The sequence below is a fragment of the Thioalkalivibrio sp. ALE11 genome, assembly GCF_000381205.1.
GTDB lineage: Bacteria > Pseudomonadota > Gammaproteobacteria > Ectothiorhodospirales > Ectothiorhodospiraceae > Thioalkalivibrio.
Genome location: NZ_KB906187.1, coordinates 1 through 15,389, shown reverse-complemented (window position 1 = coordinate 15,389; position 15,389 = coordinate 1). Strand labels below are relative to the sequence as shown.

At 63.4% G+C, this 15,389-nt stretch carries 12 protein-coding genes, 1 tRNA gene and 1 pseudogene; all 14 read left to right on the top strand.

The window, feature by feature from the left end:
• Positions 1-123, top strand: a pseudogene (locus F620_RS14950) (elongation factor Tu); the annotation flags it as partial.
• 76 nt (positions 124-199) lie between these two features.
• Positions 200-275, top strand: a tRNA-Trp gene (locus F620_RS0113215).
• Positions 276-314: 39 nt separating this feature from the next.
• Complete coding sequence (gene secE, locus F620_RS0113210) at positions 315-680, top strand: preprotein translocase subunit SecE (protein ID WP_018871341.1); 366 nt, start codon at positions 315-317, stop codon at positions 678-680.
• Positions 681-698: 18 nt separating this feature from the next.
• Positions 699-1,232 (top strand): transcription termination/antitermination protein NusG, encoded by a 534-nt coding sequence (gene nusG, locus F620_RS0113205; protein ID WP_018947940.1) that lies wholly within the window; start codon positions 699-701, stop codon positions 1,230-1,232.
• 63 nt (positions 1,233-1,295) lie between these two features.
• A complete protein-coding gene (rplK, locus tag F620_RS0113200) occupies positions 1,296-1,727 on the top strand; it encodes a 50S ribosomal protein L11 (protein WP_018871343.1) in 432 nt (143 codons plus the stop codon).
• Position 1,728: 1 nt separating this feature from the next.
• The gene (gene rplA / locus F620_RS0113195) at positions 1,729-2,424 is read left to right on the top strand and encodes a 50S ribosomal protein L1 (RefSeq protein WP_019570930.1); all 696 of its coding nucleotides are present in this window, start codon (positions 1,729-1,731) and stop codon (positions 2,422-2,424) included.
• 224 nt (positions 2,425-2,648) lie between these two features.
• Positions 2,649-3,170, top strand: a complete 522-nt coding sequence (gene rplJ, locus F620_RS0113190; RefSeq protein ID WP_018871345.1) for a 50S ribosomal protein L10 — start codon at positions 2,649-2,651, stop codon at positions 3,168-3,170.
• Positions 3,171-3,240: 70 nt separating this feature from the next.
• Positions 3,241-3,624 carry a 50S ribosomal protein L7/L12 gene (gene rplL / locus F620_RS0113185; RefSeq protein WP_018871346.1) on the top strand — a complete coding sequence of 128 codons (384 nt, stop codon included), beginning with the start codon at positions 3,241-3,243 and terminating at the stop codon, positions 3,622-3,624.
• 131 nt (positions 3,625-3,755) lie between these two features.
• Positions 3,756-7,835 (top strand): DNA-directed RNA polymerase subunit beta, encoded by a 4,080-nt coding sequence (gene rpoB / locus F620_RS0113180; protein WP_019570929.1) that lies wholly within the window; start codon positions 3,756-3,758, stop codon positions 7,833-7,835.
• Positions 7,836-7,905: 70 nt separating this feature from the next.
• The gene (gene rpoC, locus F620_RS0113175) at positions 7,906-12,156 is read left to right on the top strand and encodes a DNA-directed RNA polymerase subunit beta' (RefSeq protein ID WP_019570928.1); all 4,251 of its coding nucleotides are present in this window, start codon (positions 7,906-7,908) and stop codon (positions 12,154-12,156) included.
• A 109-nt stretch (positions 12,157-12,265) separates the two neighbouring features.
• A complete protein-coding gene (rpsL, locus tag F620_RS0113170) occupies positions 12,266-12,643 on the top strand; it encodes a 30S ribosomal protein S12 (RefSeq protein ID WP_018871349.1) in 378 nt (125 codons plus the stop codon).
• Positions 12,644-12,670: 27 nt separating this feature from the next.
• Positions 12,671-13,138 carry a 30S ribosomal protein S7 gene (gene rpsG / locus F620_RS0113165; protein WP_018871350.1) on the top strand — a complete coding sequence of 156 codons (468 nt, stop codon included), beginning with the start codon at positions 12,671-12,673 and terminating at the stop codon, positions 13,136-13,138.
• Positions 13,139-13,156: 18 nt separating this feature from the next.
• Positions 13,157-15,253 (top strand): elongation factor G, encoded by a 2,097-nt coding sequence (gene fusA, locus F620_RS0113160; protein WP_019570927.1) that lies wholly within the window; start codon positions 13,157-13,159, stop codon positions 15,251-15,253.
• A 40-nt stretch (positions 15,254-15,293) separates the two neighbouring features.
• Positions 15,294-15,389 (top strand): GTP-binding protein (locus F620_RS14490; RefSeq protein ID WP_018873918.1); only part of this gene is annotated, 96 nt, incomplete at its 3' end.

Genomic DNA, 15,389 nt, shown 5'->3' with positions numbered 1-15,389 from the left:
GACAACGTGAAGATGACGGTGTCGCTGATCAGCCCGATCGCCATGGAAGACGGTCTGCGTTTCGCGATTCGCGAAGGCGGCCGCACCGTGGGCGCCGGCGTCGTCTCCAGGATTATCGAGTGATAGACTGAGCAGTCAGCTGGCAGGCCTCCCGCGTTTGCATCCGCTGCAACCGCGGGTGCCTGCCTTCTACGATTACAGGCCAGTAGCTCAATTGGCAGAGCAGCGGTCTCCAAAACCGCAGGTTGGGGGTTCGAGTCCCTCCTGGCCTGCCATCTTTTACGATGGCGGCAAGCACCGGGTGAGACGATTTCATGACTGAACAATCGGAAGGCAGCGGCGCGCTGGATACCGTCAAGCTCGCCGTGGTCGTGGCCTTGCTCGTTGCCGGCGTCATGGGCTTCTACTGGTTCCAGGACGAATCGACCCTCGTGCGCGTGGTCGGTTTGCTTGCTGTCGTGGCCGTGGCCGCCGGGATCGGCATGACCACCTACAAAGGCCGACAGCTGAGCGCCTTTATGGGCAACGCCCGCACCGAAGTGCGCAAGATGGTCTGGCCGACTCGCGTCGAAACGACCCAGACAACCCTGGTCGTGATCGCCGTCGTCATCGTGGTGGGGATCTTCCTCTGGCTCCTGGACATGTTCCTGGGGTGGTCCGTCAGTCGCTTCATCGGATAGGCATCAGGAATCTACCCCATGGCATTACGCTGGTACGTAGTACAGGCATTCTCCGGCTTCGAGTCCCAGGTCAAGCGGTCGCTGGAAGAACGCATCGAGCGCTTCGAGATGCAGGACCATTTTGGTCAGATCCTGGTCCCGACCGAAGAGGTCGTGGAGATGAAGGACGGCCAGAAGCGCAAGAGTGAACGGAAGTTCTTTCCGGGGTACGTGCTGGTCCAGATGGATTTCAGCGACGAGGCCTGGCACCTGGTGAAGGCGGTCCCCCGTGTTCTCGGGTTCATCGGGGGCACGGCGGATCGCCCGGCCCCGATCAGCGAAAAGGAAGCCGAGGCCATCCTCAACCGCATGGAAGAGGGCGCGGAGAAGCCGCGTCCGAAGGTGCTGTTTGAAGTTGGCGAAATGGTTCGCGTCATCGATGGTCCCTTCAACGACTTCAATGGTGTCGTCGAAGAGGTCAACTACGACAAGAGCCGTCTGCTGGTGGCCGTCCAGATTTTCGGTCGTTCGACCCCGGTGGAACTCGAGTTCCATCAGGTCGAGAAAACCTGACGCAGTCTGCGTTCAACACCTTGATCGGGGAGCCGCGAGGCGCCTGTACCCGAGGGAGTCAGCATGGCAAAGAAAATCGAAGCCTACATCAAGCTTCAGGTCGGGGCTGGCAAGGCCAACCCGAGTCCTCCCGTCGGCCCCGCGCTGGGTCAGCGCGGCGTGAACATCATGGAGTTCTGCAAGGCGTTCAACGCCGAGACCCAGGACATGGAGCCCGGTCTGCCGATCCCGGTGGTGATCACCGTGTATTCCGACCGGTCGTTCACCTTCGTGACCAAGACCCCGCCGGCTCAGATCCTTCTGAAGAAGGCCGCCGGAATCCAGAGCGGTTCGGGTGAGCCGAACACCAAAAAGGTCGGAAAGGTCACGCGCGAGCAGCTGGAAGAGATTGCTCGCGCCAAGGAACCGGACCTGACCGCCGCCGACATGGACGCCGCGGTCCGGACGATCGCCGGCAGCGCCCGCAGTATGGGCATCGATGTGGAGGGTCTCTGAGATGGCGAAGCTGAGCAAACGCATGCAGACGATCCGCGAGAAGGTGGAGCCGACTCGTGCGTATCCCGCCGATGAGGCCTTCTCCCTTCTGCGCGAGCTGGCCACCGCAAAATTCCGCGAGTCCGTCGACGTCGCCGTGAATCTGGGCGTGGATCCGCGGAAATCCGATCAGGTCGTGCGCGGCTCCACGGTCCTCCCGCACGGCAACGGCAAGACCGTTCGCGTGGCGGTGTTCACCCAGGGCGATAACGCGGATGCCGCCAAAGAGGCCGGCGCGGACGTGGTCGGAATGGATGATCTTGCCGAACAGGTCAAGGCCGGTCAGCTGGATTTCGACGTGGTGATCGCCTCCCCGGATGCGATGCGCGTGGTGGGTCAGCTGGGCCAGATCCTCGGTCCGCGCGGTCTGATGCCCAACCCCAAGGTCGGTACCGTGACGCCGGATGTGGCCACGGCGGTGAACAATGCCAAGGGTGGGCAGGTGCGCTACCGCACGGACAAGGGCGGCATCGTCCACTGCACGATCGGCGCGGCCGACTTCGAGGCGGATGCCCTGAAGGACAACCTGAACGCGCTGCTGCAGGATCTGATCAAGATGAAGCCGGCGACCTCCAAGGGCCAGTACGTGCGGGGAGTCACGGTGTCCACGACGATGGGTCCCGGGCTGAAGGTCGACGGCGCCACCCTCAATCTCTGATTCCGCCGTACTCGGCGGAATCCAATGCTTTGGTCGGCTGTCGCGCGAGCGGCACGCCATCCAAGACCGCAGGCGGGCCGCATGGCGGCGCTTAATATCCCAGCCTGCGCAGATGGTGTCACCCGATTCAGGAATGGCCTGCGACGGGAGCACCTGAGTACTGGTCTCCGGACCGGTTCACGACCATCTCCGGATGGTCTCAACAGAGGAGAGTCAACGTGGCTTTGAATCTCGATGACAAGAAACAGATTGTCACGGAACTGGCTGCGATTGCTGCCTCGGCGCACTCCGCGGTGGGTGCGGAATATCGAGGTCTCTCGGTCGCGCAGATGACCGAGCTGCGCAAGCAGGCTCGGGAGCAGGATGTTTATCTGCGCGTGGTGAAGAACAATCTCGCCAAGCGTGCGCTGGCGGGCACGGACTTCGAGTGCATGCAGCCCGAGCTGCATGGGCCGTTGGTTCTTGCCTTCAGCCTGGAGGAGCCATCCTCCGCCGCGCGTCTGGTGCGAGATTTCGCCAAGACCAACGATCAGCTGAAAGCACGGATGGTGTCCTTCGGCGGTGAACTGATGGGGGCGAACGATCTCGAACGCCTCGCCAGCCTGCCGACCCGCGAGGAGGCCCTGAGCCAGCTGATGGCCACGATGCGCGCACCGCTCGACAAGTTCGCCCGCACCGTCAACGAGGTGCCCGGCAAACTGGTGCGTACCGTTGCAGCGATCCGCGATCAGAAGCAGGCAGCCTGATCCCGGTTCCTGGAATCCTATTCGCTTGCACATTTCTGAATGCGGGCAGCCCCGCAGGGAGAACCTACTAATGGCCGTTTCGAAAGAAGATATCCTGGAAGCCATCGGCAACATGACGGTCCTCGAAATCGTGGACCTGATTGGCGAGATGGAAGAGAAGTTCGGCGTGACCGCGGCTGCTGCCGTGGCCGCAGCCCCGGCCGCCGCCGGCGATGGTGAAGGTGGCGGCGGTGAAGCCGAGAAGGACGAGTTCGACGTCGTCATGTCCGGCTTCGGCGACAACAAGGTTGGCGTCATCAAGGTCGTGCGCGGCCTGACCGGCCTGGGCCTGAAGGAGGCCAAGGAGATGGTCGAAGGCGTGCCCGCCACCGTGAAGGAAGGCGCGGCCAAGGAAGAAGCCGAGAAGATGAAGGCGGAGCTGGAAGAAGCCGGCGCGTCCGTCGAGCTGAAGTAACAAGGGCGTTACGCCCGTTGTCAGACGTGTCCGTCACGGGCATGCGGAGCTGGCGGCTGCGAGGCCGTCAGCTTCCGCCCGTGGTGGCGCGGATTTATTGCGCGTTGTTCTGCTAGCCCCCGAGGTATTCCATGGCCCTCAGTTATACCGAAAAGAAACGCATCCGCAAGGATTTCGGGAAGCGTCCCCAGATCCTGGACGTTCCGTATCTGCTGGAGACCCAGCTCACCTCCTACCGCAATTTCCTCCAGGAGGACCGGGGTGCGGACAGTCGCGAAGGACTCGGTCTGCACGCGGCGTTTCAGTCGGTATTTCCCATTGTCAGTTATTCCGGTCACGTTCAGCTGGAGTATGTCAGCTATCGGCTCGGCGAGCCGGTCTTCGACGTCAAGGAATGCCAGATCCGCGGCGTGACCTATGCGGCCCCGCTGCGTGTGCTGCTGCGGCTGGTGATTCACGACAAGGATGCGCCTGCCGGCTCCACCGTGGTGAAGGAGGTGAAGGAGCAGGAGGTCTACATGGGCGAGCTGCCCCTGATGACCGAGAACGGCACCTTCGTGATCAACGGTACCGAGCGGGTGATCGTTTCCCAGCTGCACCGTTCGCCCGGGGTGTTCTTCGACTCCGACAAGGGCAAGACCCAGGGTAGCTCGCAGAAGCTGCTGTACAACGCACGCATCATCCCGTATCGCGGTTCGTGGCTCGATTTCGAGTTCGACGCCAAGGACGGGGTGTATGTCCGTATTGACCGTCGCCGGAAGCTGCCGGCGTCCATCCTGCTGCGTGCGCTGGGGATGGACACCGAGCAGATCCTGGAGACGTTCTTTGATTTCAATCAGCTCACGCTTGATGAAACCGGCGGTGAGCTGGACCTGATCCCCGAGCGCCTGCGCGGCGAGACGGCCGTGGTGGATATCCGGGACGGTGACCAGTTGATCGTGGAGGCGGGTCGACGCATTACCCCGCGTCACATCCGGGAGATCGAAAAGGCGGGGATCCGCACCCTGCGCGTCCCGGACGAGTATCTGGTGGGCCGCGTTCTGGCGCGCACGATCATGGACCCGTCGACCGGCGAGGTGATCGGCAATGCCAACGACGCGCTGACCCAGGACCTGCTGGACCGTCTGCGCGCTGAAGGCATCCATCAGTTCGACACGATCTACACCAACGAGTACGACCACGGGCCGTACATGTCGGACACGCTGCGGCTGGATCCGACACGCACCCAGCTGGAAGCCCAGGTCGAGATCTACCGCGTGATGCGTCCGGGCGAGCCGCCGACCAAGGATGCCGCGGAGAATCTGTTCGCCAACCTGTTCTTCTCGGAAGACCGCTACGATCTTTCGGCCGTCGGCCGCATGAAGTTCAATCGCCGCGTCGGCCGTGATACCGACGAAGGCGAGGGGGTGCTGTCCACGGACGACATCCTCGATGTGCTCAAGGTCCTGATCGATCTGCGCAACGGCAACGGCCGTACCGACGACATCGACCACCTTGGCAATCGTCGCATCCGCTCGGTGGGCGAAATGGCCGAGAATCAGTTCCGCCTGGGGCTGGTCCGCGTCGAGCGCGCGGTCAAGGAACGCCTGACCGTCGCGGAGAGCGAGGGGCTGATGCCGCAGGAGCTGATCAACGCCAAGCCGGTGGCGGCCGCGATCAAGGAATTCTTCGGCTCCAGCCAGCTCTCGCAGTTCATGGACCAGAACAACCCGCTGTCCGAGGTGACCCACAAGCGCCGGATCTCCGCGCTGGGTCCGGGTGGCCTGACGCGCGAACGCGCGGGCTTTGAAGTGCGGGACGTGCATCCCACGCATTACGGGCGGGTGTGCCCGATCGAGACGCCGGAAGGTCCGAACATCGGTCTGATCAACTCGCTGGCGGTGTATGCGCGGACCAACCGTTACGGCTTCCTCGAGACGCCGTATCGCAAGGTCGAGGACGGGCGGGTGACCGCCGAGATCGCCTATCTCTCGGCCATCGAGGAAAGCCAGTACGTCATCGCGCAGGCGAACGCGGCCATGGACGAGGACGGTCGCCTGACCGATGACCTGGTGTCCTGTCGGCACCAGGAAGAGTTCACGATCTCCTCGCCGGACAAGATCCAGTACATGGATATCTCGCCGAAGCAGATCGTGTCGGTGGCGGCCGCGCTGTTGCCGTTCCTGGAGCATGACGACGCGAACCGCGCGCTGATGGGCGCCAACATGCAGCGCCAGGCGGTTCCGTGCCTGCGCTCGGACAAGCCGCTGGTCGGGACCGGTATCGAACGTACCGTCGCCATCGACTCCGGCTCGGCGATTGTCGCCCGTCGCGGCGGCACCGTGGATTCCGCGGACGCCGGTCGTGTGGTCGTGCGGGTCAATGACGACGAGACCCAGCCGGGCGAACCCGGCGTGGATATCTACAATCTGACCAAGTATTCGCGCTCGAACCAGAACACCGCGATCAACCAGCGTCCGCTGGTGGCCGTTGGTGACGAAATTGCGCGCGGCGATGTGCTGGCCGACGGTTCCTCCACCGACATGGGCGACCTGGCGCTGGGCCAGAACATGATGGTCGCCTTCATGCCCTGGAACGGCTACAACTTCGAGGACTCGATCCTGATCTCGGAGCGTGCGGTTCACGAGGATCGCTATACCACCATTCACATCGAGGAGCTCAACTGCACCGCGCGTGACACCAAGCTCGGGCAGGAAGAGGTGACGGCGGACATCCCCAATGTCTCCGAGTCGCTGCTGTCCAAGCTGGACGAGTCCGGGGTGGTGTACGTGGGTGCCGAGGTGAAGCCGGGCGACATCCTGGTCGGGAAGGTGACGCCCAAGGGCGAGACCCAGCTGACGCCGGAAGAGAAACTGCTGCGTGCGATCTTCGGCGAGAAGGCGTCGGACGTGAAGGATACGTCCCTGCGCGTCCCGTCGGGCGTCGAGGGAACGGTCATTGACGTTCGAGTGTTCACGCGGGACGGCGTCGAGAAGGACGCCCGGGCCAAGTCGATCGAAGAAGACGACATGGCCGCGGTGCGCAAGGACCTGCGGGATCAGCTGCGGATCTACGAGGACGACATCTTTGCGCGGATGGAGAAGCTCCTGGTCAACAAGACCGCCGCAGGCGGGCCCGATGGGTTGGGAGACGGCTCCAGGGTGACGAAGAAATACCTGCAGGGCCTGTCGCGTGACCAGTGGTTCGAGATCCGCCTGCAGGATGACGACGTGAATGCCCAGCTGGAGGACCTCGGGCGTCAGCTCAAGGACCAGAAAACGGCGTTTGACGAAAAGGTCGAGCACCAGAAGGCGAAGCTGGCCGCGGGGGACGATCTGCCGCCGGGCGTGCAGAAGATGGTCAAGGTCTACGTGGCCGTGAAACGTCGTCTGCAGCCGGGCGACAAGATGGCCGGTCGGCACGGGAACAAGGGCGTGATCTCGATGATCGTGCCGGAAGAAGACATGCCGTTCCTGGATGACGGGACGCCGGTGGACGTGGTCCTGAACCCGCTGGGCGTGCCTTCGCGGATGAACGTCGGTCAGGTGCTCGAGGTCCATCTTGGCTGGGCCGCGAGGGGGCTGGGCGACAAGATCAACCGCATGCTCGAGGCGCAATCCGAGATCGCGAAGCTCCGCGAGTTCCTGGACCGCATCTACAACCACCGTGATCGCAAGGTCAACCTGGACGAGCTCTCGGACAGCGAGATCCTGACCCTGTGCCGGAACCTGCGGGGCGGCGTGCCGATGGCGACCCCGGTGTTCGACGGTGCGGCCGAGGACGAGATCAAGGAGATGCTGCGGCTCGCCGATCTGCCCGAGACGGGGCAGGCGACGCTGTACGACGGCCGGACCGGGGAGGCCTTCGATCGCCCGGTGACGGTGGGCTACATGCATATGCTGAAGCTCAACCACCTGGTCGACGACAAGATGCACGCGCGCTCCACCGGCCCGTATTCGCTGGTGACCCAGCAGCCGCTGGGCGGCAAGGCGCAGTTCGGTGGCCAGCGCTTCGGCGAGATGGAGGTCTGGGCGCTGGAGGCCTACGGCGCTGCCTACACCCTGCAGGAAATGCTGACGGTGAAGGCGGACGACGTGCAGGGCCGCAACAAGATGTACAAGAACATCGTCGACGGCGAGCACCAGATGGAAGCCAATGTGCCCGAGTCCTTCAACGTGCTGATGAAGGAAATCAAGGCGCTGGGCATCAACATCGAGCTCGAGCAGGACTGACCCGCTCCGTTCGCAACGTGATCCGAAGGGGCGCCGTGCGCCCCTCGAAAACTAGCTGTGAGGCAAGTGAATGAAAGACCTCCTGAATCTGTTCAAGCAGCAGACCCAGCCGGAAGAGTTTGACGCCATCCGGATTGGCCTGGCGTCCTCCGACCAGGTGCGCTCCTGGTCGTTCGGCGAAGTGAAAAAGCCGGAGACGATCAACTACCGGACCTTCAAGCCGGAGCGGGACGGGCTGTTCTGTGCCAAGATCTTCGGCCCGGTGAAGGATTACGAGTGCCTGTGCGGCAAGTACAAGCGCCTGAAGCACCGGGGCGTGGTGTGCGAGAAGTGTGGCGTCGAGGTGACCCAGACCAAGGTGCGCCGCGAGCGCATGGGGCACATCGATCTGGCGTCCCCGGTGGCGCATATCTGGTACCTGAAGAGCCTGCCGTCGCGCATCGGCCTGCTGCTGGACATGACTCTGAAGGACATCGAGAAGGTGCTGTACTTCGAGTCCTTCATCGTGACGGACCCGGGCTTCACGACCCTGGAGAAGCGTCAGCTCCTGACCGACGAGGAATACCTCGAGGCGATGGAAGAGCACGGTGACGACTTCACCGCGATGATGGGCGCGGAGGCGGTACTGAGCCTTCTGAAGGAACTGGACCTGCAGTCCGAGGCCGCGCGCATGCGTCAGGAACTGTCGGAGACGGGGTCCGAAACCAAGATCAAGCGGCTCGGCAAGCGCCTGAAGCTGATCGAGTCGTTCCTCGAATCCGGCAACAAGCCGGAATGGATGATCATGGACGTGCTGCCGGTGCTGCCGCCGGACCTGCGTCCGCTGGTGCCGCTGGATGGGGGTCGCTTCGCGACCTCCGACCTGAACGACCTGTACCGCCGGGTGATCAATCGCAACAACCGTCTGCGCCGTCTGCTGGAGCTGAATGCCCCGGACATCATCGTGCGCAACGAAAAGCGCATGCTGCAGGAATCGGTCGACGCTCTGCTGGACAACGGCCGTCGCGGCCGTGCGATCACCGGCACCAACAAGCGCCCGCTGAAGTCTCTGGCCGACATGATCAAGGGCAAGCAGGGTCGCTTCCGCCAGAACCTGCTGGGCAAGCGCGTCGACTACTCCGGCCGCTCCGTGATCGTGGTCGGCCCGACCCTGCGCCTGCACCAGTGCGGCCTGCCCAAGCGCATGGCGCTGGAACTGTTCAAGCCGTTCATCTTCGGCAAGCTGCAGCGCCGTGGCCTGGCGACCACCATCAAGGCCGCCAAGAAGGCCGTGGAGAAGGAAGGCCCCGAGGTCTGGGACATCCTCGAAGAGGTGATCCGCGAGCACCCGGTGATGCTGAACCGCGCCCCGACCCTGCACCGCCTGGGCATCCAGGCCTTCGAACCGGTGCTGATCGAGGGCAAGGCGATCCAGCTGCATCCGCTGGTCTGTGCCGCGTTCAACGCCGACTTCGACGGTGACCAGATGGCCGTGCACGTGCCGCTGTCGCTGGAGGCCCAGCTGGAGGCGCGCACGTTGATGCTGTCCTCCAACAACGTTCTGTCCCCAGCCAATGGCGAGCCCATTATCGTGCCGTCGCAGGACATCGTGCTCGGCCTTTATTACCTGTCGCGGGAGAAGGTCAATGCCCGGGGCGAGGGCATGGTGTTCGCGGACGTGGACGAGGTGCATCGCGCCTACGAGAACGGCAAGGTCGATCTGCATGCGCGCGTCACCGTGCGCATGGAGGATCCGCACGCCGAACATGCCGAGAGCGAGGGCGAGCGTCCGCGCGTGCGTCTGGAAACCACGGTCGGGCGGGCGATCCTGTCGCGGGTCATGCCCCGCGGACTGCCCTTCGAGCTGATCGATCAGGAGCTGGACAAGAAGAGCATCTCGCACCTGATCAATGCCTGCTACCGCCGCCTGGGCCTCAAGGACACCGTGGTGTTCGCGGACCAGCTGATGTATGCCGGTTTCTACTACTCGACCCGTGCCGGCGTGTCTTTCTGCGCGGATGACATGGTCATTCCGGAGGAAAAGCAGCCGATCCTGGAGAATGCCGAGGAGCAGGTGAAGGAGATCGAGGAGCAGTACGCCTCGGGCCTGGTCACCAAGGGCGAGCGCTACAACAAGGTCGTGGACATCTGGGCGCACTGTAATGACCAGGTGGCGAAGTCGATGATGGAGCACCTCGGCAAGGAAGAGGTGACGAATCGCGACGGCGAAGTGGTCGAGCAGCGTGCGTTCAACTCGATCTTCATGATGGCCGACTCCGGGGCGCGCGGATCCGCGGCGCAGATTCGCCAGCTGGCGGGCATGCGCGGGCTGATGGCGAAGCCGGACGGGTCCATCATCGAGACACCGATCACCGCGAACTTCCGCGAGGGTCTCAACGTCCTGCAGTACTTCATCTCGACCCACGGCGCCCGCAAGGGCCTGGCGGATACCGCGCTGAAGACGGCCAACTCGGGATACCTGACGCGTCGCCTGGTGGACGTGTCGCAGGACGTGGTGGTGACCGAGCCCGACTGCGGTACCGAACAGGGCCTCTTGATGAAGCCGATCATCGAGGGCGGCGATGTGGTCGAACCGCTGCGCGACCGCGTGCTTGGTCGCACGGTGGCGGTGGACATCCTGCGCCCGGGCACGGACGAGGTGCTGGTGCCGAAGGACACCCTGCTCGACGAGGCGATGGTGGATCAGCTCGACGCCGCGGGCGTCGACGAGGTCCTGGTTCGGTCGGCGATCACTTGCGAGACCCGCCAGGGTATCTGCGCCAAATGCTACGGGCGCGATCTGGCGCGCGGCCACGAGGTTAACTCGGGTGAATCGGTGGGGGTCATCGCGGCCCAGTCGATCGGAGAGCCCGGAACCCAGCTGACCATGCGTACGTTCCACATCGGGGGTGCTGCGTCCCGCGCCGTCACGGTCAGTGCGATCCAGGTCAAGAATGCCGGCCACATTCGTCTCCACAACATCAAGACCGTGGAGCACAAGTCCGGCAACCTGGTGGCGGTGTCGCGTTCCGGCGAACTGGGTGTGGTCGACGAATCCGGTCGCGAGCGCGAGCGCTACAAGGTTCCCTATGGCGCGACGATCATGGTCCACGAGGGCGATGCGGTCGAAGCCGGTCAGGAAATCGCCACCTGGGATCCGCATACCCACCCGATCGTGACCGAAGTGGCGGGTACCGTGAAGCTCGCGGACTTCATCGAAAACGTGACGGTGACGAAGGAGACGGACGAGTTCACCGGCCTGTCCTCCAACGTGGTCCTCGATCCCAAGAGCCGGAGTTCCGCGGGCAAGGATCTGCGGCCCACGGTCAAGCTGCTGGATGACGCCGGGAACGAGGTCTACATCCCGGGGACGGACATGCCCGCGCAGTACATGCTGCCGGCCAACGCGATCTTCAACCTGGAAGACAATGCGCGGGTCGAAGTGGGTGACGTCATTGCGCGGCTGCCGCAGGAGTCTTCGAAGACCCGTGACATCACCGGCGGTCTGCCGCGCGTCGCCGATCTGTTCGAGGCGCGCAAGCCCAAGGAGCCGGCGATCCTGGCGGAGCTGTCCGGTACGGTTTCGTTTGGCAAGGAGACCAAGGGCAAGCAGCGCCTCATCATCACGCCGGACCGGGGCGACGCCCACGAGATGCTGATTGCCAAGCAGCGGACCGTTAATGTGTTCGAGGGCGAACGTGTCGAGCAGGGCGAAGTGATCGTCGATGGCGAACTGGACCCGCACGATATCCTCCGCCTGCGGGGCGTCACCGCACTCGCGGAATATCAGGTGCAGGAGATCCAGGACGTATATCGTCTGCAGGGCGTAAAGATCAACGACAAGCACATCGAAGTCGTCGTCCGCCAGATGCTGCGCAAGGTCAACATCCTGGATCCGGGCGACACCCGGTTCCTGTCCGGTGACCAGGTGGATCGCACTCGTGTCCTCGAGGAGAACGAGAAGCTGTCCGGCGATCAGCAGCCGGCGACCTACGAACGCGTGCTCCTGGGGATTACCAAGGCCTCGCTGGTGACGGAATCGTTCATCTCCGCGGCCTCCTTCCAGGAGACCACGCGGGTGCTGACCGAGGCGTCGACGCGCGGAGCGCGGGACGACCTTCGCGGGCTCAAGGAGAACGTGATCGTGGGTCGCCTGATCCCCGCGGGGACCGGGCTGGCCTATCACAAGGAACGCCGGCGCAGGCGGGCTCTGGAGATGCCCGAGTTCGAAACGGTGGGCGAGAGCACACCACCGGCGGCCGAGCCGGCCGAAGTGCCGTCGGCCGGGCCGGAGAGCGACCCCGGCGGCGACAGTGGAACATCGGGTGATTCCGCGGAGTGAGGCGGAATCGAGTTGACAGTCAAGAGGGCGCGCATTAAACTTCCGCTCCCTCGACAGGCCGGTCTCGGCACCGGCCTGTCGTTATTTTTAGGCTAGGAGAAAGGGTTTCATGGCCACGATCAACCAGTTGGTACGAAAGCCGCGCAAGCGGCCGGTCGAGAAGAGCGACGTGCCGGCGCTTCAGGGTTCGCCGCAGAAGCGCGGTGTATGCACCCGTGTCTACACCACCACGCCCAAGAAGCCGAACTCGGCGCTGCGCAAGGTTGCGCGCGTGCGGCTGACCAATGGTTACGAGGTCAGCTCCTATATCGGTGGCGAAGGGCACAACCTTCAGGAGCATTCGGTGGTCCTGATTCGTGGTGGTCGTGTGAAGGACCTCCCGGGTGTGCGCTATCACACGGTCCGCGGAAGCCTGGACACCCAGGGCGTGCAGAAGCGCGCGAAGGGTCGTTCCAAGTACGGGACCAAGCGTCCGAAGAAATCCTAACCGTGTTCAAGTCCGGGAACTGAAACAATGTCGAGAAGAGCAGCCGCACCCAAGCGTCACATCCTCCCCGATCCGAAATTCGGGAGCGATCGTCTGGCGAAGTTCATCAATACCGTCATGCGGGATGGCAAGAAGTCCGTCGCCGAGCGAGTCGTCTATGGCGCGCTGGACCAGATCGAGTCCAAGCAGGGTGACGGCCTGGGCGCGCTTGAGCGTGCGCTCGACAACGTGCGGCCGCGGGTCGAGGTGAAGGGCCGCCGGGTTGGCGGTGCCACCTACCAGGTTCCCGTCGAGGTGCGGGCGGTTCGTCAGGACGCGCTGGCAATGCGCTGGGTGGTCGAGGCAGCGCGCAAGCGCGGGGAACGCACCATGGCCATGAAGCTGGCCGGCGAGCTGATGGATGCGGCCGACAGCAAGGGTTCCGCCGTCAAGAAGCGCGAAGACACTCACCGGATGGCGGATGCCAACAAGGCATTCGCGCACTTCCGCTGGTAAGAACGAAGAGGCACCTCAGTGGCACGCAAGACCCCCATCAAGCGCTATCGCAATATCGGCATCAGCGCGCATATCGACGCCGGCAAGACTACGACGACCGAGCGCATCCTGTTCTACACCGGCCTGTCGCACAAGATCGGTGAGGTGCATGACGGCGCCGCCGTGATGGACTGGATGGATCAGGAGCAGGAACGCGGGATCACCATTACCTCCGCGGCGACGACCTCGTTCTGGTCCGGCATGGCCAAGCAGTTCCCCGAACACCGCATCAATATCATCGATACGCCGGGGCACGTGGACTTCACGATCGAGGTTGAGCGGTCCATGCGTGTGCTGGACGGTGCCTGCATGGTGTATTGCGCCGTCGGCGGCGTGCAGCCACAGTCGGAAACGGTGTGGCGCCAGGCCACCAAGTACGAAGTGCCGCGGATCGCGTTCGTCAACAAGATGGACCGCGCCGGCGCCGACTACGAACGCGTCTACAATCAGATGCGCGAGCGCCTGAAGGCCAATCCCGTGCCGATCCAGATCCCGATCGGTTCGGAAGACGCCTTCGCGGGAGTGATCGACCTGGTGAAGATGCAGGCGATCCACTGGCATGACGACAACTATGGCATCAGCTTCGATTACGGCGAGATTCCGGAGGAGCTGAAGGCCGACGCCGAGAAGTGGCGCGAGAACCTGGTCGAATCCGCCGCCGAGGCCTCGGAAGAGCTGATGGAGAAATACCTCGGCGAGGGCGAGCTGAGCGAGGAAGACATCAAGGCCGCGCTGCGCAAGCGTACGCTGGACCTCGAGATCGTGCCGATGATGTGCGGCTCCGCGTTCAAGAACAAGGGTGTCCAGGCGATGCTGGATGCCGTGGTTGAATACCTGCCGTCGCCGGAAGAAGTGAAGGCGATCAAGGGAGTCAAGGCCGGCACGGAAGAGCCGATCGAAAAGAAGGCGACCGATGAAGAACCGTTCGCGGGTCTGGCCTTCAAGCTGATGAGCGATCCCTACGTCGGGAGCCTGACGTTCGTTCGCGTCTACTCGGGGGTGGTGAAGGCCGGTGACACGGTGCTGAACACCCAGAACAACCGTCGCGAACGTATCGGGCGCATTCTGCAGATGCATTCGAACAGCCGCGAGGAGATTCCGGAGCTGCGTGCCGGTGACATCGGTGCGGTGGTCGGCCTGAAGGATCTCTACACCGGGACCACGCTTTGCTCGCCCGATGATCCGGTCGAGCTGGAGCGCATGGAGTTCCCGGATCCGGTGATCTCCATCGCGGTCGAGCCGAAGACGAAGACCGACCAGGAAAAGATGGGCATGGCGCTGAACAAGCTGGCGCAGGAAGACCCCTCGTTCCAGGTGCGGACGGACGAAGAGTCCGGTCAAACCATCATTTCGGGCATGGGCGAGCTGCATCTCGAGGTGCTGGTCGATCGTCTGAAGCGGGAATTCAAGGTCGAGGCCAACGTGGGGCAGCCGCAGGTCGCGTACCGCGAGACCATCACCAAGTCGATCGAACAGGAAGGCAAGTTCGTCAAGCAGTCCGGCGGGCGTGGTCAGTATGGTCACGTCTGGCTGCGGATCGAGCCGCAGGAGCCGGGCGTCGGCTTCGAATTCAAGAACGAGATTGTCGGTGGCGTGGTTCCGAAGGATTACGTGCCGGCGGTGCAGAAGGGTATCGAAGAGCAGATGCGTAATGGCGTGCTCGCTGGCTACCCCATCGAGGATGTCAAGGTGAGTCTCTTCGACGGCTCCTACCACGATGTCGACTCGAACGAGAACGCCTTCAAGGTCGCGGCCTCCATGGCCTTCAAGGATGGGGCCCTGCGCGCCGGGGCGGTGCTGCTCGAGCCGATGATGAAGGTCGAGGTGGAGACCCCCGAGGAGTACATGGGTGACGTGATGGGCGACCTTAACGGCCGTCGGGGCCTGGTGCGCGGCATGGAAGACGTTGCCGGCCAGAAGCTCCTGCATGCGGAAGTTCCGCTGTCGGAAATGTTCGGGTACTCGACCCAGCTCCGCTCGCTGACCCAGGGCCGCGCGACGTATTCGATGGAATTCGAGAAATACTCGGAGGCGCCGGCCCAGATCGCCGACGCCGTGGCCCGCAAGGCGTCCTGATACCGCCATTCCGTAGAGAACGATTTAAGAGGTCTTAGCTGTGTCCAAGGAAAAGTTCGAACGCAAGAAGCCGCACGTGAATGTGGGGACGATTGGTCATGTGGACCACGGGAAGACGACGCTGACGGCGGCGTTG

What these genes read in the sequence shown, in the direction of transcription:
- secE (WP_018871341.1), top strand. Translation starts at nt 315, where the DNA reads ATGACTGAACAATCGGAAGGCAGCGGCGCGCTGGATACCGTCAAGCTC.
- nusG (WP_018947940.1), top strand. Translation starts at nt 699, where the DNA reads ATGGCATTACGCTGGTACGTAGTACAGGCATTCTCCGGCTTCGAGTCC.
- rplK (WP_018871343.1), top strand. Translation starts at nt 1,296, where the DNA reads ATGGCAAAGAAAATCGAAGCCTACATCAAGCTTCAGGTCGGGGCTGGC.
- rplA (WP_019570930.1), top strand. Translation starts at nt 1,729, where the DNA reads ATGGCGAAGCTGAGCAAACGCATGCAGACGATCCGCGAGAAGGTGGAG.
- rplL (WP_018871346.1), top strand. Translation starts at nt 3,241, where the DNA reads ATGGCCGTTTCGAAAGAAGATATCCTGGAAGCCATCGGCAACATGACG.
- rpoB (WP_019570929.1), top strand. Translation starts at nt 3,756, where the DNA reads ATGGCCCTCAGTTATACCGAAAAGAAACGCATCCGCAAGGATTTCGGG.
- rpoC (WP_019570928.1), top strand. Translation starts at nt 7,906, where the DNA reads ATGAAAGACCTCCTGAATCTGTTCAAGCAGCAGACCCAGCCGGAAGAG.
- rpsL (WP_018871349.1), top strand. Translation starts at nt 12,266, where the DNA reads ATGGCCACGATCAACCAGTTGGTACGAAAGCCGCGCAAGCGGCCGGTC.
- rpsG (WP_018871350.1), top strand. Translation starts at nt 12,671, where the DNA reads ATGTCGAGAAGAGCAGCCGCACCCAAGCGTCACATCCTCCCCGATCCG.